20 protein-coding genes and 2 pseudogenes are annotated in these 19,898 nt (G+C 60.1%); 8 read left to right on the top strand and 14 right to left on the bottom strand.

Annotated features, from left to right (window positions below):
- Position 1: 1 nt before the first annotated feature.
- Together GVK32_RS04660 and GVK32_RS04655 are read right to left on the bottom strand one after the other, a co-directional pair.
- Positions 2-346, bottom strand: a complete 345-nt coding sequence (locus GVK32_RS04660) for a nitrous oxide-stimulated promoter family protein (RefSeq protein ID WP_159865672.1) — start codon at positions 344-346, stop codon at positions 2-4.
- Between the two features lie 76 nt (positions 347-422).
- On the bottom strand, positions 423-704 hold the full coding sequence (locus GVK32_RS04655) for a SelT/SelW/SelH family protein (RefSeq protein ID WP_128877340.1): 282 nt from the start codon (positions 702-704) through the stop codon (positions 423-425).
- 241 nt (positions 705-945) lie between these two features.
- On the opposite strand from GVK32_RS04655, the gene GVK32_RS04650 reads away from it, so the two are divergent.
- From GVK32_RS04650 to mutS, 6 genes are all read left to right on the top strand, one after another.
- Positions 946-3,318: a TonB-dependent receptor domain-containing protein gene (locus GVK32_RS04650; RefSeq protein WP_159865669.1), complete on the top strand. Its 2,373-nt coding sequence runs from the start codon at positions 946-948 to the stop codon at positions 3,316-3,318.
- Positions 3,319-3,390: 72 nt separating this feature from the next.
- Positions 3,391-4,431 carry a hemin-degrading factor gene (locus GVK32_RS04645; protein ID WP_159865666.1) on the top strand — a complete coding sequence of 347 codons (1,041 nt, stop codon included), beginning with the start codon at positions 3,391-3,393 and terminating at the stop codon, positions 4,429-4,431.
- The gene (locus GVK32_RS04640) at positions 4,428-5,246 is read left to right on the top strand and encodes a hemin ABC transporter substrate-binding protein (protein ID WP_159865663.1); all 819 of its coding nucleotides are present in this window, start codon (positions 4,428-4,430) and stop codon (positions 5,244-5,246) included. Before GVK32_RS04645 ends, GVK32_RS04640 begins: the two co-directional genes overlap by 4 nt.
- Positions 5,246-6,241 (top strand): iron ABC transporter permease, encoded by a 996-nt coding sequence (locus GVK32_RS04635; RefSeq protein ID WP_159865660.1) that lies wholly within the window; start codon positions 5,246-5,248, stop codon positions 6,239-6,241. Before GVK32_RS04640 ends, GVK32_RS04635 begins: the two co-directional genes overlap by 1 nt.
- The gene (locus GVK32_RS04630) at positions 6,234-7,013 is read left to right on the top strand and encodes a heme ABC transporter ATP-binding protein (protein WP_159865657.1); all 780 of its coding nucleotides are present in this window, start codon (positions 6,234-6,236) and stop codon (positions 7,011-7,013) included. Before GVK32_RS04635 ends, GVK32_RS04630 begins: the two co-directional genes overlap by 8 nt.
- 184 nt (positions 7,014-7,197) lie before the next feature.
- Positions 7,198-9,759 (top strand): DNA mismatch repair protein MutS, encoded by a 2,562-nt coding sequence (gene mutS, locus GVK32_RS04625; protein ID WP_159865654.1) that lies wholly within the window; start codon positions 7,198-7,200, stop codon positions 9,757-9,759.
- Between the two features lie 84 nt (positions 9,760-9,843).
- Here the strand turns inward: mutS and GVK32_RS04620 are convergent.
- A pseudogene (locus GVK32_RS04620) lies at positions 9,844-10,240 on the bottom strand (LysR substrate-binding domain-containing protein); the annotation flags it as partial.
- Here GVK32_RS04620 and GVK32_RS29040 point away from each other — a divergent pair.
- Together GVK32_RS29040 and GVK32_RS04610 are read left to right on the top strand one after the other, a co-directional pair.
- A pseudogene (locus GVK32_RS29040) lies at positions 10,188-10,592 on the top strand (MFS transporter); the annotation flags it as partial. The pseudogenes GVK32_RS04620 and GVK32_RS29040 overlap by 53 nt on opposite strands.
- Positions 10,589-10,966, top strand: coding sequence for a DUF4440 domain-containing protein (locus GVK32_RS04610; RefSeq protein WP_159865648.1), 378 nt, complete (start codon positions 10,589-10,591; stop codon positions 10,964-10,966). The pseudogene GVK32_RS29040 and the gene GVK32_RS04610, both read left to right, overlap by 4 nt.
- 65 nt (positions 10,967-11,031) lie before the next feature.
- Here the strand turns inward: GVK32_RS04610 and rpoS are convergent, their stop codons facing one another.
- From rpoS to cysN, 11 genes are all read right to left on the bottom strand, one after another.
- The gene (gene rpoS / locus GVK32_RS04605) at positions 11,032-12,024 is read right to left on the bottom strand and encodes an RNA polymerase sigma factor RpoS (RefSeq protein WP_159865645.1); all 993 of its coding nucleotides are present in this window, start codon (positions 12,022-12,024) and stop codon (positions 11,032-11,034) included.
- A gap of 152 nt (positions 12,025-12,176) precedes the next feature.
- The gene (nlpD, locus tag GVK32_RS04600) at positions 12,177-13,289 is read right to left on the bottom strand and encodes a murein hydrolase activator NlpD (protein WP_159865642.1); all 1,113 of its coding nucleotides are present in this window, start codon (positions 13,287-13,289) and stop codon (positions 12,177-12,179) included.
- A 124-nt stretch (positions 13,290-13,413) separates the two neighbouring features.
- On the bottom strand, positions 13,414-14,040 hold the full coding sequence (locus GVK32_RS04595; protein WP_159865639.1) for a protein-L-isoaspartate(D-aspartate) O-methyltransferase: 627 nt from the start codon (positions 14,038-14,040) through the stop codon (positions 13,414-13,416).
- Positions 14,034-14,795: a 5'/3'-nucleotidase SurE gene (gene surE / locus GVK32_RS04590; protein ID WP_041146941.1), complete on the bottom strand. Its 762-nt coding sequence runs from the start codon at positions 14,793-14,795 to the stop codon at positions 14,034-14,036. The genes GVK32_RS04595 and surE overlap by 7 nt, the downstream gene beginning before the upstream one ends.
- Positions 14,776-15,825, bottom strand: a complete 1,050-nt coding sequence (truD, locus tag GVK32_RS04585) for a tRNA pseudouridine(13) synthase TruD (RefSeq protein WP_159865636.1) — start codon at positions 15,823-15,825, stop codon at positions 14,776-14,778. The genes surE and truD overlap by 20 nt, the downstream gene beginning before the upstream one ends.
- Positions 15,822-16,301, bottom strand: coding sequence for a 2-C-methyl-D-erythritol 2,4-cyclodiphosphate synthase (ispF, locus tag GVK32_RS04580; protein ID WP_041146943.1), 480 nt, complete (start codon positions 16,299-16,301; stop codon positions 15,822-15,824). The genes truD and ispF overlap by 4 nt, the downstream gene beginning before the upstream one ends.
- A complete protein-coding gene (gene ispD, locus GVK32_RS04575) occupies positions 16,301-17,011 on the bottom strand; it encodes a 2-C-methyl-D-erythritol 4-phosphate cytidylyltransferase (RefSeq protein WP_159865633.1) in 711 nt (236 codons plus the stop codon). The genes ispF and ispD overlap by 1 nt, the downstream gene beginning before the upstream one ends.
- A 19-nt stretch (positions 17,012-17,030) precedes the next feature.
- Entirely contained in the window at positions 17,031-17,342 is a 312-nt protein-coding gene (gene ftsB, locus GVK32_RS04570; RefSeq protein WP_045857570.1) for a cell division protein FtsB, read from the bottom strand.
- A 140-nt stretch (positions 17,343-17,482) separates the two neighbouring features.
- Positions 17,483-17,809 carry a DUF3561 family protein gene (locus tag GVK32_RS04565; RefSeq protein ID WP_041146946.1) on the bottom strand — a complete coding sequence of 109 codons (327 nt, stop codon included), beginning with the start codon at positions 17,807-17,809 and terminating at the stop codon, positions 17,483-17,485.
- Between the two features lie 48 nt (positions 17,810-17,857).
- Positions 17,858-18,463: an adenylyl-sulfate kinase gene (gene cysC, locus GVK32_RS04560; RefSeq protein ID WP_041146947.1), complete on the bottom strand. Its 606-nt coding sequence runs from the start codon at positions 18,461-18,463 to the stop codon at positions 17,858-17,860.
- A complete protein-coding gene (gene cysN, locus GVK32_RS04555; RefSeq protein ID WP_159865630.1) occupies positions 18,463-19,890 on the bottom strand; it encodes a sulfate adenylyltransferase subunit CysN in 1,428 nt (475 codons plus the stop codon). Before cysN ends, cysC begins: the two co-directional genes overlap by 1 nt.
- Positions 19,891-19,898: the final 8 nt, after the last annotated feature.

Here is a 19,898-nt window from a genome sequence, read left to right as displayed (position 1 = left end):
ACTATTTTTTAGGCCGGTATTTTTCCGGCAGCTCGGGGACCGGGCGCCGGTCATCAATCAGATGACGGATAGTTAATATCGGGTGGCGCCAGAGCATTCTCGGCCCCGCCCAGCGCATGATCTGCTTCATCTCTTCGCGTTTTACCGGCTGATAGCAGTGCACCGGGCACTGCTTGCAGGCCGGTTTCTCTTCACCGAACACGCATTTATCCAGCCGCTTATCGGCATAGGCGTTGAGCGCCTGATAGTGCTCCGCGTCGGCCGTGGCATCGGGGCAGCGGCGCTGATAGAGCGAAATCATCCTGCTGATGGTCTCTTTTTCGCGATCGATACGTTTACCCGCCATAGCCACTCCCCGGCAATAAAGATGCACGTATAATACACCTTCAGGCAGCGCGGTGCAGCCGGTTACTCCCTGAGGATTAGGCCGGTTTATCCAGGTGTCCCAGCGGTTTTTCCGGGAAGCAGACGTCGCGTACCCGGCGCTTAAGCTCCGCCGCGTCGGGGAAGCCCTCATCCTGCTTGCGATCCCAGATTTGCACATCGTCTACGGTGATGGTGAATATTCCCCCGGTTCCCGGCACCAGCGTGACCGAGCCGATGTCGGTGCTGAAGGTGTGCAGCAGCTCCTGCGCCATCCAGGTGGCGCGCAGCATCCAGTTACACTGGGAGCAGTAGGTGATGGTAATGGCACGCTTAGTCATTGTTGTCCTCAATGGTTTCCACCCGAATGATCAGGTTCGTTAATCGTTAAGCCGAATTGTAATCAACTTTATGAATAAAATGTGGAGATATAATGAATTAGTTGCAAATGGTAATACTTATCATTAGTATTCGCAAAATTAAAGGGAATGAATTCGCCAACGCAGGGAAATAACGGGGTGAATCGACAAATCTGGAAGTAACGCGTGAGCCGATACTAATAATTATCAAGGCGTGGCTACTATGTACAAATCCACTCAATCAACGGCATGGTTTAAAAAAAGCCTGCTGGTGACTTCTTTGCTCGCAGCAATTTATCAGACCTCCGCCGGGGCGGCTGACAGTACCAATAAAAACCTTACCAGCGATGCGCTATCCGATGATAGCTCGGAGCTGATGACCGTGACCGCCCCCGCCCCCGTGCTGAAAGCCGGCAGCGAACACGCGATTAGCGCTCAGGATCTGCAGGACAAAGGTGCCAAAGATTTTGGCTCCATCATGCGCTATGAGCCGCTGATTGGCGCTACCGGCGCCAGCGGTGGATCGGGCAACGGTAAAAGCGGCTTCGACCGCGGCGGCTACACCGGCTACAACATTCGCGGCATGGAGAGCAACCGCGTCGGTATCGACGTCGACGGCATCGCCCAGCCGAACGCCACCGGACGCAGCTACGTCAGCCGAGCGGGTCTCAACACCTTCGGTATCGGCCGCGACTACATTGACCCGTACATGTACGGCAGTATCAATATTCAGTCCGGCGCCACCTCCACCGAAACGGCCAACAGCTCCATCGGCGGCAACGTCTCTTTCCGCCCGAAATCTGCCGATGACTATCTGCATCCGGGTAAAACCAGCGCCTTCGGCTACCAGAGCGGCTACGACTCCGCCGACCGCAGCTGGCACAACGGCGTCACCATCGCCGGCGGCGACGAGACCCTGCGCGGGATCTTCGTCTATAGCCGTCGCGACGGCCAGGAAACGGAAAATAACAGCGGAACCGTCGATTCGTATCCGGCCAACTGGCACTCCGACGCCTTTATGACCTCCGGGATCTGGCAGCCAAATGAAGAGCATAAGCTGACCGGCACCTTCGACTACTACCATAAAACCAACCATACGCATTACGACGCCTGGGACTCCAGCGGCAACAGCACGATCGGCACCGCCAACCAGACCAGCCAGACGCGCCGCTGGGGGCTGAGCCTGAAAGACGACTGGACGCCGATGAACGACTATATCGATAGCGTGTCGACTAAGGTCTACTACCAGCATACCGAGGCCCACGACTGGACCTATATGCCGGATAGCACCGCCCTCTCCATGGAGACCGTGAACTCGAACTTTGACACCGACACCTGGGGGTTCCAGACCGCGCTGGCCAAATCCGTGGGCCGTCACGACCTGAGCGGCGGCCTCAACGCCAGCACCACCAAAACCCAGCGTCCGTTCAGCCAGTCGCCGGTGCCGAGCGTCTACAGTGCGATCATGCAGCCGGAAGCGGATAGCCGCGGCTACATCATCGCCGGCTTCGCGCAGGATAAGATTAATTTCGATCTTGACGGCCATAACTTCGCCGTGATCCCGGGCATTCGCGTCGTACATCAGTCGACCAAGCCGGAGAACCTCTCGGATCTGACCACCAACAGCAGCGTGCTGACCGGCTCCGCCGTCTCGACGCTGTACGGTAAGAACTCCGACACCCAGGCGCTGCCGTCGCTGACCCTGCAGTACGATATGACTCCGCGCCTGATGACCTACCTGCAGTACCAGCGCGGGGCGCAGTTCCCGAACGCCAGCCAGCTGTACGGCTCGTGGAACCTCGGCTCAAGCTATGCCGGACGGGCGCAGTACGCGCTGATCGGCAATACCGATCTGAAAACCGAAACCAGCGATAACTTCGAGTGGGGCATGAAGGGCGAAGTGACGGAAGGCATCACCATGCGCACCGCCCTGTTCTACAACAGCTATAAAAACTTTATCGCCTATAGCCGCTACACGCGCTCCGGCAACCCGGATAACTTCACCAACGTACCGTCAAATATCTATACCATTTATCAGGCGGAAAACCGCGATAAGGCCTATATCTACGGCGGCGAAATCAGCGCTAAATTTAACTTTGGCACCTGGTTTGAAGAAGTTAACGGCCTGAGCGCCACCCTCGCCTACGGCTACAGCGAAGGGAAATCGAAGTCCAGCTATAACGGCGACAAGTACGTCGACCTCGATAGCGTCGCGCCAATGAAGGCGATCGTCGGCGTCGCCTGGGACGACCCGGCAAAAGTCTACGGTACCGCGCTGACCGCGACCTTTGTGAAGGGCAAACGCGCCAGCACCACCAGCCGCGAAAGCTATACCAACACCGGCTCGGCGATTACCGACTCCACCAGCGAATATATGCGCGTGCCTGGCTACGGTATGCTCGACTGGACCGCTTACTGGCAGGTGGCGAAGAACGTGCGCCTGAACGGCGGGGTTTACAACATTACCGATCGTAAATACTGGGATTACCTGAGCAGCCGCAATATCGAGACATCGACCAACCAGGATGCCAACGATAAAGCGCTGGCGACGATGCCTGGCCGTACCTGGCAGCTGGGCGTGAACGTCGATTTTTGATAGATCCAATAATAAGAAACCTGCCCCCGGCCGCGATGCCGGGGATACTCATCGTAGAGAAGGATGTGAATTATGCGAGACGCTCAACATCAACATGCCCCGCTGTGGCAGCGCTATCTGACCACTAAAGCGCAATCCTCCGCCAAATACGCCCGCGATATCGCCGCCGAAATGGGGATTAGCGAAGCCGAGCTGACCGAAGCCCGCCTCGGCTACGATGCCGTGCGTCTGCAGGACGACGCGCGCGCGATCCTGGCCGCGCTGGAAGCGGTCGGCGAAACGAAGTGCATTTGCCGCAACGAATACGCGGTTCACGAGCAGGTCGGCGAATTTACCCACCAGCACCTCAACGGCCACGCCGGGCTGGTGCTCAACCCGCGGGCTCTCGACCTGCGCCTGTTTCTCAGCCAGTGGGCCAGCGCTTTCCACCTGACCGATAACGATCGTCAGAGCATTCAGTTCTTCGATCATCACGGCGACGCGCTGCTGAAGGTCTACGCCACCGAACAAACCGATATGGCCGCCTGGGATGCGCTGATTGCCGGGCACACCCAGAGCGCGCCGACGCCGCTGGCGATCCGTCCGGTCGAGGCAGCAAAATATGCTGACGCCGTCGACGGCGCCGCGCTGGAGAGCGAGTGGCGCGCGATGACCGACGTGCACCAGTTCTTCGTCCTGCTGAGAAAGCATAACCTGTCGCGCCAGCAGGCTTTCCGGGCGGTGAGCGACGACCTCGCCTGCCGCATCGAAAACGATGCCCTGCCGCGCCTGCTGGGCACCATCCGCGAAGAGGGCAACGAAATTATGATTTTCGTCGGCAACCGCGGCTGCGTGCAAATCTTCACCGGCGCGCTCGAAAAGCTGCTGCCGATGCGCGGCTGGCTCAATATTTTCAACAGCACCTTTACGCTGCACCTGCGCGAAGACAGCGTTGATGAAGTTTGGGTGACCCGCAAACCGACCACTGACGGTCACGTCACCAGCGTCGAGCTGTTCGCTAAAGACGGCACGCAGATAGCCCAGCTCTTCGGCCAGCGCAGCGAAGGCCACCCGGAGCAGGAGCAGTGGCGCAGCCAGGTTGACCGTCTGACGACGGAAGGACAGACCGCATGAAACGCTGGCTTGTACTGTTGATGGCCTTGCCGCTGTTTGCCAGCGCCGCCGCCGAGCGCATCATCTCTCTCGGCGGCGACGTCACCGAAGTGGTTTACGCCCTTGATGCCCAGCAGCAGCTGGTCGCCAAAGACAGCACCAGCACCTGGCCCGCCGAGGCCCAGTCGCTACCGGACGTCGGCTATCTGCGCCAGCTCAACGCCGAAGGGATCCTCTCGCTGCGCCCGACCCTCGTGCTGGCCAGCGCCCAGGCCCAGCCTTCGCTGGTGCTAAAAAAGGTACAGGAAAGCGGCGTGAAGGTCGTTGACGTACCGGGGGGCTACAGCCTGGCGTCAATCGATAGCAAGGTCGCCACGATTGCCGCGGCCTTAGGTAAACAGACGCAGGGCGATGCGCTGCTGCAGAAGGTGCACCAGCAGATCGCGCAGATCCCTACCCAACCGCTTAACAAGCGGGTGCTGTTTATTCTCAGCCACGGCGGGATGAACACCCTGGTCGCCGGGAAGCAGACCGCAGCCGACGGGGCGATCCGCGCCGCAGGCCTGCAGAACGCGATGCAGGGCTTCGACCACTATCGCAGCATGTCCCAGGAGGGCGTAGTCGCCAGCCTGCCGGACCTGGTGGTGATTTCTGCCGATGGGCTCAAGGGCATGGGGGGCGAAGCGGGACTGTGGAAGCTTCCCGGCCTCGCGCAAACCCCGGCGGGCCGCCATAAGCAGGTGCTGGTGATCGACGATATGGCGCTGCTCGGGTTTGGCCCGCGCACCCCGCAGGCGGTCATCACGCTGCGGCAGAAAGCGGAGCAGCTGCCCTGATGCGTGCCGCTCCCGCCCGTACTCTGTGGCTGATGCTGCTGCTGCTGGCTGGGCTGACGCTGTTCGCCACCACGCTTGGGGCGATGCGTCTGCCGCTCGCCAGCCTGTGGCCGTCCGGAGATGAGATGCTGCGCCATATCTGGCTGACGATCCGCCTGCCCCGCGTGCTGCTGGCGCTGCTGGTCGGCGCCGCGCTGGCGCTCTCCGGCTGCGTGATGCAGGGGCTATTTCGCAACCCTCTCGCCGACCCCGGCCTGCTGGGGATCAGCAGCGGCGCGGCGCTGGCGGTGGCCTGCTGGCTGGTGCTGCCGCTGTCGGTGCCGGTACTGGTGGCGCTGTATGCGCCGATGCTGGCGGCCTTTATCGGCAGCATGGCGGTGATGGTGGTGATTTTTATCCTCAGTCGGGCCGGCGACGGCTCTCTGTCGCGCCTGCTGCTGGTCGGGATTGCCATCAACGCGCTGTGCGGCGCGCTGGTGGGTGCGCTGGCGTGGGTAAGCAACGATACTCAGCTGCGCCAGCTTTCCCTGTGGGGAATGGGCAGCCTCGGCCAGGCGGAGTGGTCTACGCTGCTGGTGGCGGCCACGCTGATGGTCCCGGCGTCGGCGGCGGTATGGCTGATGGCCTCGCGCCTCAACCTGCTGCAGCTTGGCGATGAGGAAGCGCACTACCTCGGGGTCAACGTCCGGGCGCTGCAGCGGCTTCTGCTGCTGTGCAGCGCCCTGCTGGTAGCGGCATCGGTCGCCATCAGCGGGGTGATCGGCTTTATTGGCCTGGTGGTTCCGCATCTAATGCGGATGTGGCTGGGGCCGGACCATCGCGGCCTGGTCCCCGGCTCGCTGCTCGCCGGCGCGATTTTACTGCTCCTCGCCGATACCCTCGCCCGCACCGTCGCCGCGCCCGCCGAAATGCCGGTCGGCCTGCTGACCAGCATGCTCGGCGCCCCGTGGTTTTTATGGCTTATTTTCCGCCAGCAAAGGACGATCAATGGATAACAGCTATATCGCCCGCTCGCTGTCGCTGCGCATCGGCCAACGCCTGCTGATTGACGATATTTCTCTGCAGCTAAGCGCGGCCGGAATGACCGCGCTGATTGGCCCGAACGGCGCGGGCAAATCGACCCTGCTCCGCCTGCTGACCGGCTTTTTAACTCCGGACAGCGGCGAACGTCGCGTGGAGGGCCAGCCGCTGGAAAGCTGGACGCCGGAGGCGCTCTCCCGCCGCCGGGCGGTGATGCTGCAGCGCACCCAGCTGCACGCCGACTGGCCCGTTGAGACGGTGATCGCCATGGGACGCTCGCCGTGGGGCAAAACCCCGGACCTCCAGACTCTGCGCAGGGTGATGGCGGAGACCGGCTGCGACCATCTGGCCGGCAGGCGCTACCCTTCGCTTTCCGGCGGCGAGCAGCAGCGGGTGCAGCTGGCCCGCTGTCTCGCCCAGCTGTGGCGCGACGACGCGCCGCAGGGCTGGCTGTTTCTTGATGAGCCGACCTCGGCGCTGGACCTTTACTATCAGCAGCACCTGCTGCGCCTGCTGAAACGCCTGACCCGCAGCGGCCTGCTGCACGTCTGCATCGTGCTGCACGATCTTAACCTCGCCGCGCTGTGGGCTGACCATATCCTGCTGATGCATCAGGGAAAGCTGGTGGCGGAAGGCACGCCGCATGAGGTGATACAGCAGCCGATTATCAGCCGCTGGTACGGCGCCGACGTGCGCACCGGCCAGCACCCCGACCACGCCATTCCGCAGGTCTATCTGGCGCCCTAAGCCCTCCACGAGGCGCGCGGCCGTCCGCGCGCTCCGCTTGCGCAACTGGAACGCGGGTCGCTACATCTCGTTTCGTCACTTTCCCTGAAAGTCGTATCTCCGTTATGATGTCTCTCCTATGTGATACCAACGAAAACAAAAAAGATCGCAACCCATTAAAACCCAGGGAGCTGGATAACTTTCTATGAGTACAATCGACAATCTCGACGCCCACACTCCGATGATGCAGCAGTATCTTAAGCTGAAAGCGCAGCATCCGGAAATCCTGCTGTTCTACCGCATGGGCGACTTTTACGAGCTGTTCTATGACGACGCTAAGCGCGCCTCGCAGCTGCTTGATATCTCCCTGACCAAACGCGGCGCCTCGGCGGGCGAGCCGATCCCGATGGCCGGGATCCCCCACCATGCGGTGGAAAACTACCTCGCGAAGCTGGTGAATCAGGGCGAGTCGGTGGCGATTTGCGAACAGATTGGCGATCCGGCCACCACCAAGGGGCCGGTCGAACGGAAAGTCGTGCGCATCGTCACGCCCGGCACCATCAGCGATGAAGCGCTGCTGCAGGAGCGTCAGGATAATCTGCTGGCCGCCATCTGGCAGGACAGCAAAGGCTTTGGCTATGCGACGTTGGATATCAGCTCCGGGCGTTTTCGCCTCAGCGAGCCGGCCGATCGCGAAACCATGGCGGCGGAGCTGCAGCGCACTAACCCGGCAGAGCTGCTGTATGCCGAAGATTTTGCCGAAGCGGCGCTGATTGAAGGCCGCCGCGGCCTGCGCCGCCGTCCGCTGTGGGAATTTGAAATCGACACCGCGCGTCAGCAGCTGAACTTACAGTTTGGCACCCGCGACCTGGTGGGCTTCGGGGTTGAGAACGCCCCGCGCGGCCTGTGCGCGGCGGGCTGCCTGCTGCAGTACGTCAAGGATACCCAGCGCACCTCCCTGCCGCATATCCGCTCGATTACCATGGAGCGTGAGCAGGACAGTATCATCATGGATGCCGCCACCCGCCGTAACCTCGAGATCACCCAGAACCTGGCCGGCGGCACCGACAATACCCTCGCCTCGGTACTCGACTGCACCGTTACCCCGATGGGCAGCCGGATGCTTAAGCGCTGGCTGCATATGCCAATCCGCAATAGCGCGGTGCTGATCGAGCGCCAGCAGACCATCGGCGCCCTGCAGGAGCACTATAGCGAACTGCAGCCGGTACTGCGTCAGGTCGGCGATCTCGAACGTATTCTGGCGCGCCTGGCGCTGCGCACCGCGCGGCCGCGCGATTTAGCCCGCATGCGCCATGCCTTCCAACAGCTGCCGGCGCTGCGCGACATGCTGGCCGAGGTCCCCTGCGATCCGGTGCAGCAGCTGCGCGATAAAATGGGCGAGTTCGCCGAGCTGCGCGAGCTGCTGGAAAAGGCCATTATCGAGGCGCCTCCGGTACTGGTACGCGACGGCGGCGTGATTGCCCCGGGCTATAACGAAGAGCTCGACGAGTGGCGAGCGCTGGCCGATGGCGCCACGGACTACCTCGATAAGCTCGAGGTTCGCGAACGCGAACGGCTGGGGCTGGATACGCTTAAAGTGGGCTACAACGCGGTTCACGGCTACTACATCCAGATCAGCCGCGGCCAGAGCCAGCACGCGCCGATTCACTACGTCCGTCGCCAGACGCTAAAAAACGCCGAACGCTACATTATTCCTGAACTCAAGGAGTATGAAGATAAGGTGCTGACCTCGAAGGGCAAGGCGCTGGCGCTGGAGAAACAGCTCTACGACCGCCTGTTTGATATGCTGCTGCCGCATCTCGCCGACCTGCTGCAGAGCGCGAGCGCGCTGGCGGAGCTGGACGTGCTGATTAACCTCGCCGAGCGCGCCGAAGCCCTCAACTACTGCTGCCCGACCTTTAGCGATAAGCCGGGCATCCGCATTGTCGAAGGCCGCCACCCGGTGGTGGAGCAGGTGCTAAAAGAGCCGTTTATCGCCAACCCGCTCACCCTCTCTCCGCAGCGGCGGATGCTGATTATTACCGGTCCGAATATGGGCGGTAAAAGTACCTATATGCGCCAGACCGCGCTGATTGCGCTGCTGGCCTGGATCGGCAGCTACGTTCCGGCAGAGAAGGTCGACATCGGCCCTATTGACCGCATCTTTACGCGCGTCGGCGCGGCGGACGATCTGGCTAGCGGCCGCTCAACCTTTATGGTCGAAATGACCGAAACCGCCAATATTCTGCATAACGCCACCGAGCACAGCCTGGTGCTGATGGACGAAATTGGCCGCGGCACCTCAACCTACGACGGCCTGTCGCTGGCCTGGGCCTGCGCCGAGAGCCTGGCGAATAAGATAAAAGCGCTGACCCTGTTTGCCACCCACTACTTCGAGCTCACCCAGCTGCCGGAGAAAATGGAAGGGGTGGCTAACGTTCATCTGGACGCGCTGGAGCACGGCGATACCATCGCCTTTATGCACAGCGTTCAGGACGGCGCGGCGAGCAAAAGCTACGGCCTGGCGGTCGCGGCGCTGGCGGGGGTGCCAAAAGAGGTGATCAAGCGCGCGCGCCAGAAGCTGCGCGAGCTGGAGAGCATTTCGCCCAACGCCGCGGCGACCCAGGTTGACGGCACGCAGATGTCGCTGCTGTCGGCTCCGGAGGAGACCTCCCCGGCTCTCGAAGCGCTGGAGCAGCTTGACCCCGATACGCTGACGCCTCGTCAGGCGCTGGAGTGGATCTATCGGCTGAAAAGCCTGGCGTAATCCTCTTATCCTCTGAACGTCACTCCCGTGCGGCAGCGCGTTGCCCGGGAGTGAACCGCAGAAGTGGCCGAAGAAACCGGCATGTTACCCCACCCGCTGACGTAAAAAATCGATAAACGCCCGCACCCTGGTCGGCACGTGCCGCGCATCCGGATAGACCGCATAGACCCCCTGCGGCGGAAAGCTGAGCTCCGGCAGCAGATGGACCAAACGCCCCTGAGCCAACGATGAGGCCACCAGCCACTCACGCCACGCCGCTGCCGGCCAGGGCGAAGGCCATCAGCGCGTTGGCGCTATCCGCCGACAGGCGCGGGGTCTTTTTAATTTCAAAGCCGATAGCCTTGCGATCCCGACCGCTGAGCTGCCAGCGCAGCGGGGTTTGCAGGCGCTCATGAATAATCCACTCGGCCTGGGCCAGCTCTTCAAGGGTTGTCAGCGGATGCCTGCTCCAGGCGGCGGGGATCCTGCTGCTGATCGGCATAGGCCCGCAGACCCCGGCGAGCACCCTGATAAGCGCCTTCACGCTGATGGGCACGGGCGGCAGCCTGTGCAGCAGCACGGCGCAAAGCAGCGCCTTTTTGAATATCGCCAATCACCACCTGCCGGACGCCAGCGCACTGTGGAATATCAACCGCCAGCTCCGCTTTTTAGCCGGCGCGGCGCTGCTGGCGACGCTGCTCAGCGTCCTGCTCCACTACTACCCCACCGCGCTGGCGTGGCGCGGGGTGTTTATTACCGCAGCCGGGGTAACCCTTATCCCCCTGCTGAGCTGCCTGCGATTCGACAACCGGGCGCTGATTCTGCGCCTGCATAGCAAAATGGAGAAGAAATGAGCGCATATTTTGAGGAAGCTCTTGATGCCCACGTGGTTATTGAAAGCTGGTTAGGCCGCAAGGAAGGGAGCGCGCAGGCGTTAATGGCGCGTTTTACCCCAGATTTTACGCTGGTCGCCACCGGCGGCGCCCGTATGGATCATCCAACGGTCAGCGATTTTTTCCGCCAGGCCGGCGGCAGCCGCGCGGGCCTGACCATCGCCATTGATAGCCTCACGGAGCTTGCCCGCTGGCACGACGGCGCGGCGGTTCTCTATCGCGAAACGCAGACCCTTCCCGGACAGGCGCCGACGGTACGCTGGTCAACGGTGGTGTTCAGGCAGGAGGATGAGCGGATTTTGTGGCGCCACCTGCAGGAGACATGGCAGGGGTAGAGTAAGGCGGGCTAAAAAAGGAAAAGGCCCAATCGAAGGATCGGGCCTTTTTTTAGAAAAATGTCTTATTCGCGGAATAGCGCTTCGATGTTCAGCCCCTGACCCTGCAGGATTTCACGCAGGCGGCGCAGGCCTTCAACCTGGATCTGACGCACGCGTTCGCGGGTCAGGCCAATTTCACGACCTACATCTTCAAGAGTAGCGGCTTCATAGCCCAGCAGACCAAAACGACGCGCCAGGACTTCACGCTGCTTGGCGTTCAGTTCGAACAGCCATTTGACGATGCTTTGTTTCATATCATCGTCCTGCGTGGTGTCTTCCGGGCCGTTATCTTTTTCATCGGCCAGAATATCCAGCAGCGCTTTTTCCGAATCACCGCCCAGCGGCGTATCCACCGAGGTGATGCGCTCGTTCAGACGCAGCATACGGCTAACGTCATCAACCGGCTTATCCAGCTGTTCGGCAATCTCCTCCGCACTCGGCTCGTGGTCCAGCTTATGGGACAACTCACGCGCGGTACGCAGATAGACGTTCAGCTCTTTAACAATATGGATAGGTAAACGAATGGTACGGGTTTGGTTCATAATCGCCCGTTCAATCGTTTGACGAATCCACCAGGTTGCATAAGTTGAAAAACGGAACCCACGTTCCGGGTCAAACTTTTCAACCGCGCGGATCAGCCCCAGGTTGCCCTCTTCAATCAGATCCAGTAGCGCCAGACCACGATTGCTGTAACGACGGGCAATTTTTACCACCAGACGCAGGTTACTTTCTATCATCCGGCGGCGTGAAGCGACATCACCACGCAACGCGCGTCGGGCGAAGTAGACCTCTTCTTCAGCCGTCAGCAGCGGGGAATAACCAATCTCACCAAGATAGAGCTGTGTCGCATCAAGCACGCGTTGCGTTGCGCCTTGCGACAGGAGATCCTCCTCGGCCAGATCGCTATCACTGGGTTGCTCTTCTACTAAGGCTTTCTCGTCGAAAACCTCAACTCCGTTCTCATCAAATTCCGCGTCTTCATTTAAATCATGAACTTTCAGCGTATTCTGACTCATAAAGATGGCTCCTACCCGTGATCCCTGAGCAAAGCACCTTCGCTAAATATCATTTAAACGTCGCCAGGACAGCTTTTTAGCCCCAATGCAGAGCGGCATTGACCGCCCCGGCGCCTTTTAACTGACGTTATGCTTATGCGTACTTCGCCAAATTATCGCTGCGGTAAATACTGCAGCGGGTTGACGGATTTCCCCTTGTAACGAATTTCAAAATGTAATCTTGTCGAGCTGGTTCCGGTGCTACCCATGGTAGCGATTTTCTGCCCCGCTTTAATTTCCTGTTGCTCCCGGACCAGCATGGTATCGTTATGAGCGTAGGCACTCAGGTAATCATCGTTGTGTTTGATGATAATAAGATTACCGTAACCGCGCAGTGCGTTACCGGCATAGACGACGCGTCCATCAGCGGTCGCGACGATAGCCTGTCCTTTACTGCCTGCAATGTCGATACCTTTATTACCGCCCTCGGCGCCGCTAAAGTTCTCGATAACCTTGCCATCAGTCGGCCAGCGCCATGAAGAGATCGGCGAACTGGTTGACGTGCTGCTTGCAGTCGGTTGGTTGCTGCTAATAGCTGGAGCCGTAACCGGCGCAACGACCGTCGTTGCTGGCTTATTGTTCGGCAACATCTTATTAGCATTCTGTTCACCTGAGGATTCAGAATACGTAATAGTTGGTTGCGACGCAACCACTGCGGTTGATTTTTGTGCAGGATGTGCGGCCGCCGTCGCACCTCCGCTTGCCTGAGCGCTGGCCTGAGCAACGGCGTTATCGCCGGTGATTGGCTGGCCCGCGGAGTTGCCGACCTGCAGCGTCTGGCCGACGTTCAGGCCGTACGGAGCCGGGATATTATTGCGCTCCGCAAGGTCACGGAAATCGTTGCCGGTCACCCAGGCAATATAGAACAGCGTATCGCCGCGTTTGACGGTGTAGCTGCTGCCGCCGGTATAGCTGCCTTTCGGAATATCGCCATATTTGCGGTTATAAACGATCTTGCCGTTCATGGTCTGCACCGGCTGCTGGGCCATCGGCTGAATTTGGCTCGGCTGGGTCTGAACCGGCTGCGCCTGAGGCACGGCGGTGGATCCCGTTTTAGCCGGCGGGGTAATCAGCATCCCGGAGCTGGTCCCGGAGGAGGAGGCTCCTCCCGCCGTACTGACCGGTGCAGGCGGATTATTCGTGTTTGTACAGCCTGCCAGCCACAGCGAAACCAGCGATAGTGCCGCAATACGGCTTAAGGTAAATTTTGGGCTTCCCGCGCTCATTTATCCCCCAGGAATAGGTTAACTACCAATATCTTGCTTACCGGGCAACGCCCGGCCAGGACACTGAAAATGTGTCCACCCTACGCCTAAAATCAGGCAAAAAAAACCTGGAATAATCCGGGTCTCACGCCAGCTCCCCTTGTACCAGGGGAACGAAGCGAACGGCTTCGACGGTATCAATGACAAACTCATTACCGCGACGACGGATCCGTTTCAGAAACTGATGATCTTCACCTACCGGTAAAACCAGCACGCCACCTTCATCAAGCTGCGCCAGCAGGGCCGGCGGAATTTCCGGCGGCGCGGCGGTGACGATAATCGCATCAAAAGGTGCTCGCGCCTTCCAACCCTGCCATCCATCGCCATGACGGGTTGAAACATTATGTAAATCAAGTTGTTTGAGGCGACGCCTCGCCTGCCACTGCAGGCTCTTAATTCGCTCGACCGAACAGACGTGATGCACCAGCTGCGCCAGGATCGCCGTCTGATAGCCCGAGCCGGTGCCAATTTCCAGCACCCGTGACTCCGGCGTCAGCGTCAGAAGCTCCGTCATCCGCGCCACCATGTAGGGCTGCGAAATGGTTTGCCCCTGACCAATCGGCAGCGCGGTGTTTTCCCACGCCTTATGTTCGAAGGCCTCATCGACAAACTTTTCCCGCGGCACCAGAGAAATCGCTTCGAGCACGCGCTCGTCAACGATGCCCTGAGTGCGGAGCTGATTCAGCAGGCTTTCAACACGTTTGCTTACCATTGGCTGTCTACTCCGACGCGATCGAGCCAGTCGGTGACCACCTCATGGGCCTGGTGGGCGGTTAAATCAACGTGCAGCGGCGTCACCGAAACGTAGCCTTCATCTACCGCCGCAAAGTCGGTATCGGGCCCGGCATCGTGCTTCTCGCCCGGCGGGCCAATCCAGTACAAGGTATTGCCGCGCGGATCTTTTTGCGGGATAACCTGGTCGGCCGGATGGCGGCTGCCGCAGCGGGTCACGCGGATGCCTTTAATCTGCTCAAGGGGCAGATCGGGGACGTTGATATTGAGAATGCGCCCGGTGCGCAGCGGCTCGCGGCTGAGCGCGCGCAGAATGGTGCAGGTGATGGCCGCCGCGGTGGCGTAATGCTGATGGCCGTTTAGCGAAACGGCCAGCGCCGGAAAGCCAAGGTGACGGCCTTCCATCGCGGCAGCAACGGTACCGGAGTAGATAACGTCATCGCCAAGATTCGGCCCGGCGTTGATACCGGAGACCACGATATCCGGACGAGGGCGCATCAGGGCGTTAACGCCGAGATAGACGCAGTCCGTGGGCGTGCCCATCTGGACGGCGATATCGCCATTGTCAAAGGTGAAGGTACGTAGTGAAGACTCCAGCGTCAGGGAGTTCGATGCGCCGCTGCGGTTACGATCGGGTGCGACAACCTGGACCTCAGCGAATTCCCGTAAGGCCTTCGCCAGGGTCTGAATGCCCGGCGCATGAATCCCGTCATCGTTACTCAGCAATATTCGCATAGTCACCCGTTGTATTGATAAGTTCCCTTACCACGCTGGTGGCGAAGCTGCCCGCTGGCAGCCAGAAACGCAGTTCAACGGTGACGTCATCCCACCAGTTCCAGCGCATCTGCTGCGGATAGAGCAGCATCGCCCGGCGTGCCGCCTCTACTTTTTCACGCACCAGCAGCGCCTGGAGCTGCGTCTCTTCAGCCACCGCCGCCTGCTCGGCAGCCAGCGCATCGCGTTGGCTGCCCCAGTCGCCGCTACCCGGCAGCGCAGCGGTAATCAGCAGCTCGCGATTATCAACCCGCCCCTGCAGTTCCGCCAGCTCTTCAGGCGCAGCGACAAACCAGCTGCCGCGCCCCGCTAATTGTAGCGCATCGCCATCAACAACCTGATTAAATTCTGTTTTTTTTAATCTAATACTGACCTGCTGATTAAACAAGCCGCTACGCGCCGCCGAGAGCCAAAAACTGCGTTTATTTCGATCGCGTACCGGGGCTCCGCTCTCTGCCCAACGCAGCGCGCCCAGCAGGTTGCTGCCGCCAATCCCAAAACGCTGAGCGCCAAAATAGTTCGGCACGCCGCCGGCAGCGATGGCCTGCAGGCGCTGCTCGACATCATCGCGCTGGCTGACTTCGCGCAGGATCAGGGTGAACTGATTGCCCTTCAGCGCCCCAAGGCGCAGCTTGCGCTTATGGCGCGCGTACTCCAGCACCTGACAGCCTTCGAGCTGAAACTTGCTGAGGTCAGGCATCTCTTTACCCGGCACCCGGGCGCAGAGCCACTGTTCGGTTACCGCATGCTTGTCCTTCTGCCCGGCAAAGCTGACCTCCCGGGCATGGATTTTAAGGAATTTTGCCAGCGCGTCCGCGACAAAGCGCGTGTTGCACTCCTTTTTGAGGATCCGCACCAGCACGTGCTCGCCTTCGCCATCGGGCTCAAAGCCGAGGTCTTCTACTACCACGAAGTCTTCCGGGCTGGCTTTCAGCAGCCCATGCCCCTGCGGTTTACCGTGCAGCCAGGTGAGTTCGTTGAAGGCGATCATTGCGCCGCCTTACGCAGCAGCGCCACCGCTTCACAGGCAATGCCTTCGCCGCGCCCGGTAAAGCCGAGCTTTTCGGTGGTCGTCGCCTTCACGTTGACGTCGTCCATATGGCAGCCAAGATCTTCGGCGATGAAAACGCGCATCTGCGGAATATGCGGCAGCATTTTGGGCGCCTGGGCAATGATGGTGACGTCGACGTTGCCGAGGGTATAGCCTTTCGCCTGAATCCGGCGCCAGGCTTCGCGCAACAGCGCGCGGCTGTCGGCGCCTTTGAAGGCCGGATCGGTGTCCGGGAACAGCTTACCGATGTCCCCCAGCGCCGCCGCGCCCAGCAGGGCATCGGTTAGCGCATGCAGCGCAACGTCGCCATCAGAGTGGGCCAGCAGCCCCTTCTCGTAAGGAACGCGCACCCCGCCAATAATGATTGGGCCTTCACCGCCAAAAGCGTGTACGTCAAAACCATGTCCAATTCGCATTAAGCCTTCTCCTGGTGTCGGGAACGGGTAAGGTAAAATTCTGCCAGCGCCAGGTCTTCCGGGCGCGTCACTTTGATATTATCAGCGCGTCCGGCTACCAGTTCGGGATGGAAGCCGCAGTACTCCAGCGCCGACGCTTCGTCGGTGATGGTTGCGCCTTCGTTGAGCGCACGCGTCAGGCAGTTAAAGAGTAATTCACGCGGGAAAAACTGCGGCGTCAGCGCATGCCACAGGTCGTTGCGATCGACGGTATGGGCAATGGCGACCTTGCCGGGTTCAGCGCGCTTCATGGTATCGCGAACCGGTGCCGCCAGGATGCCGCCAACGCGGCTGGTTTCGCGCAGCGCCAGCAGGCGGGTGAGGTCGTCCTGATGCAGGCACGGGCGCGCGGCGTCATGCACCAGCACCCACTGCGCATCGGGCAGCGCCTGCAGGCCAGCAAGAACGGAGTCGGCGCGTTCGCTGCCGCCGTCAACGACGGTAATCTGCGGGTGGGAGGCCAACGGCAGCTGGCTAAAGCGGACATCGCCGGGGCTGACGGCAATCACCACGCGCTGGACGCAGGCGTTGGCCAGCAGCGCGGCGACCGCGTGCTCGAGAATCGTTTTGTTACCGATTGAGAGATATTGTTTCGGGCATTCCGTTTGCATACGACGGCCAAAACCGGCCGCCGGCACCACGGCGCAAACGCCCGGAAAAGTGGCTGCCATGTCGTAATCCTGGGCTTATTTATCGATTATTCTGCGCCGAACCCTGATTGCGCTTAGACGCATCCGGGACCAGACGATAAAACGTTTCACCCGGGCGGGTCATACTTAGCTCGTTGCGCGCGCGCTCTTCGATCGCTTCCTGACCGCCGTTGAGGTCGTCGATTTCCGCAAACAGCTGATCGTTGCGCGCTTTTAATTTACCGTTAGTGTCCTGCTGGGCGGAGACATCGTCATTAACCCGACTATAGTCATGTAGACCATTTTTGCCGAACCACAGCGAGTACTGGAGCCAGACCAGCAAAGCCAATAATAGCAGCGTTAATTTACCCATCCTGCCCCCTGAAAAACGGCATCATCATCCGATAACTCGCCCGAGCGTTTTACTCCGACGCGCGGACGATGCCGCGTAACGCGGGGACTGTACCACATTTTTGTCGTCGATACCCAGGCTTGATTCATACGCCAAAAGGACTATCCCAGCAGCCAGAGAAACAGCAGGCCGAACATCAGTCCGATAGTCAAAATCGTCGCGCAGGAGCTATAGAGGAGTTTACCATTCAACAGCGAATGCAGCGCAATACCGACCACAACGGCGACCGGCATCAGTGCAAGGAAGAACGGCCAGGTGTAGAGAAGGAAAAACAGCGTGTTGCTGCCATAGATGAGGAAGGGAATACCCAGCGCCAGCAGCCACGAGATAAATCCCACGGCGGCGCCTGACAAAGACCAGGTGGTCTCGTCATTCGCCACCGGAGGTGGTTCTGAACGAATCATACTGAGGTTCTGGGTATTACGCATATCGAATCCTGTTCACCGGGCGACCAGCAGCTCAGTGCCGCCACCGTTTCAGGATCTGATAATATCTCGCTGTCTGAGCAGGTCTAATAGTTGGTGCACCAAATTTGTTACCAATTGTTCACCATCCAGATGAATTTCCGCCTTTTCCGGTGCTTCATAAACGGAGTCAATCCCGGTGAAATTGCGTAATTCGCCCGCGCGCGCCTTCTTGTAGAGCCCTTTTGGATCTCGCGCCTCGCAGATGGCCAGCGGCGTATCGACGAACACTTCGATAAAGCGCCCTTCCCCCAGTCGCTCGCGCACCATCTGCCGCTCGGCGCGGTGCGGGGAGATAAAGGCCGTCAGGACAACCAGCCCGGCCTCAACCATCAGCTTAGCCACTTCACCCACGCGGCGGATGTTCTCTTTGCGATCGTCGTCGCTAAAGCCCAAATCGCTGCACAGGCCGTGGCGAACGTTATCGCCATCCAGCAGATAGGTGCTGACGCCGGCCTGCTGGAGCGCCTCCTCCAGCGCGCCGGCAACGGTCGATTTACCGGAGCCGGATAGCCCGGTAAACCACAGCACCACGCCGCGATGGCCGTGGCGCTGCTCGCGCTGCTGCTGAGTGACCGGATGGGCGTGCCAGACGACGTTTTCGTCATGCTGCGCCATTACTTGCCTCCCAGCAGATCGCGAGCGTCCCAGTGCGGGAAATGCTTACGGATAAGCTGGTTTAGCTCCAGCTCGAACGCGCTGAACGACGAAGCGGACGCCTGGGCATGCTCCTGTGGTTCGCGCACCATGCCGGCGCCGACGGTCACGTTCGACAGGCGGTCGATAAAAATAAGCCCCCCGGTCACCGGGTTGTTCTGGTATTTGTCCAGCACCAGCGGCTCATCAAAGGTCAAATCCACGAGGCCGATGCCGTTGAGCGGCAGCGATTCCACTTCCCGCTGGGTCAGATTGTTAATATCAACCTGGTAGCGAATGCCGTCCACGCGGGCGCGGGTTTTCTTGCCGGCAATTTTGATATCAAAGCTCTGGCCCGCAGAGAGCGCCTGTTCAGCCATCCACACCACGTCGATGCTGGCGCTCTGCACGGCAGGCAGGGATACCTGCGCATCGACCAGCAGGTCACCGCGGCTGATATCAATCTCATCCTTCAGCACGATGGTGATCGCTTCCCCGGCACCGGCTTCCAGCAGGTCGCCGTCAAAGGTCACGATGCGCGCGACGCTGGATTCCACGCCCGACGGCAGCACCTTCAGACGCTGGCCAACCGTCACTTTGCCGGAGGCTACGGTACCGGAGAAGCCGCGGAAATCGAGGTTGGGGCGGTTAACAAACTGCACCGGGAAACGCAGCGGCTGGCTTTCGACCGGGTGATGGATCTCTACGGTTTCCAGCACTTCCAGCAGCGTCGGGCCGCTGTACCAAACCATCTTGTCGCTCTGGCTGGCAACGTTGTCCCCTTCCAGCGCGGAAAGCGGCACGAAGCGAATATCGAGGTCGCCAGGCAGCTGTTCGGCAAAGGTCAGATACTCCTCGCGAATCTGATTGAACCGCTCTTCGCTGAACGCCACGAGGTCCATTTTATTCACCGCCACTACCAGGTTTTTAATCCCCAGCAGCGTCGAAATAAAGCTGTGACGACGGGTCTGATCCAGTACGCCTTTGCGCGCGTCAATCAGCAGGATAGCCAGATCGCAGGTCGAGGCGCCGGTCGCCATATTGCGGGTGTACTGCTCGTGCCCCGGCGTATCGGCAATAATAAACTTGCGCTTTTCGGTAGAGAAATAGCGGTAGGCCACGTCGATAGTGATGCCCTGTTCGCGCTCCGCCTGCAGGCCATCCACCAGCAGCGCCAGATCCAGCTTCTCGCCCTGGGTTCCGTGACGCTTGCTATCATTGTGCAGCGATGAGAGCTGATCTTCATAGATCTGGCGGGTATCGTGCAGCAGGCGGCCAATTAGCGTGCTTTTGCCGTCATCGACGCTGCCGCAGGTCAGGAAACGCAGCAGGCTTTTGTTCTGCTGCGCGTGCAGGTAGGCTTCAACGCCGCCTTCATCAGCAATTTGTTGTGCAATTGTCGTATTCATGGCGGCTC

It is taken from the genome of Klebsiella sp. 18074 (assembly GCF_902705905.1).
Taxonomy (GTDB): Bacteria; Pseudomonadota; Gammaproteobacteria; order Enterobacterales; family Enterobacteriaceae; genus Klebsiella; species Klebsiella terrigena.
This window is presented reverse-complemented; position numbering and strand designations above follow the sequence as displayed.

Coding starts and splice junctions, on each gene's coding strand:
- GVK32_RS04660 (WP_159865672.1), bottom strand. CDS start 346: ATGGCGGGTAAACGTATCGATCGCGAAAAAGAGACCATCAGCAGGATG.
- GVK32_RS04655 (WP_128877340.1), bottom strand. CDS start 704: ATGACTAAGCGTGCCATTACCATCACCTACTGCTCCCAGTGTAACTGG.
- GVK32_RS04650 (WP_159865669.1), top strand. CDS start 946: ATGTACAAATCCACTCAATCAACGGCATGGTTTAAAAAAAGCCTGCTG.
- GVK32_RS04645 (WP_159865666.1), top strand. CDS start 3,391: ATGCGAGACGCTCAACATCAACATGCCCCGCTGTGGCAGCGCTATCTG.
- GVK32_RS04640 (WP_159865663.1), top strand. CDS start 4,428: ATGAAACGCTGGCTTGTACTGTTGATGGCCTTGCCGCTGTTTGCCAGC.
- GVK32_RS04635 (WP_159865660.1), top strand. CDS start 5,246: ATGCGTGCCGCTCCCGCCCGTACTCTGTGGCTGATGCTGCTGCTGCTG.
- GVK32_RS04630 (WP_159865657.1), top strand. CDS start 6,234: ATGGATAACAGCTATATCGCCCGCTCGCTGTCGCTGCGCATCGGCCAA.
- mutS (WP_159865654.1), top strand. CDS start 7,198: ATGAGTACAATCGACAATCTCGACGCCCACACTCCGATGATGCAGCAG.
- GVK32_RS04610 (WP_159865648.1), top strand. CDS start 10,589: ATGAGCGCATATTTTGAGGAAGCTCTTGATGCCCACGTGGTTATTGAA.
- rpoS (WP_159865645.1), bottom strand. CDS start 12,024: ATGAGTCAGAATACGCTGAAAGTTCATGATTTAAATGAAGACGCGGAA.
- nlpD (WP_159865642.1), bottom strand. CDS start 13,289: ATGAGCGCGGGAAGCCCAAAATTTACCTTAAGCCGTATTGCGGCACTA.
- GVK32_RS04595 (WP_159865639.1), bottom strand. CDS start 14,040: ATGGTAAGCAAACGTGTTGAAAGCCTGCTGAATCAGCTCCGCACTCAG.
- surE (WP_041146941.1), bottom strand. CDS start 14,795: ATGCGAATATTGCTGAGTAACGATGACGGGATTCATGCGCCGGGCATT.
- truD (WP_159865636.1), bottom strand. CDS start 15,825: ATGATCGCCTTCAACGAACTCACCTGGCTGCACGGTAAACCGCAGGGG.
- ispF (WP_041146943.1), bottom strand. CDS start 16,301: ATGCGAATTGGACATGGTTTTGACGTACACGCTTTTGGCGGTGAAGGC.
- ispD (WP_159865633.1), bottom strand. CDS start 17,011: ATGGCAGCCACTTTTCCGGGCGTTTGCGCCGTGGTGCCGGCGGCCGGT.
- ftsB (WP_045857570.1), bottom strand. CDS start 17,342: ATGGGTAAATTAACGCTGCTATTATTGGCTTTGCTGGTCTGGCTCCAG.
- GVK32_RS04565 (WP_041146946.1), bottom strand. CDS start 17,809: ATGCGTAATACCCAGAACCTCAGTATGATTCGTTCAGAACCACCTCCG.
- cysC (WP_041146947.1), bottom strand. CDS start 18,463: ATGGCGCAGCATGACGAAAACGTCGTCTGGCACGCCCATCCGGTCACT.
- cysN (WP_159865630.1), bottom strand. CDS start 19,890: ATGAATACGACAATTGCACAACAAATTGCTGATGAAGGCGGCGTTGAA.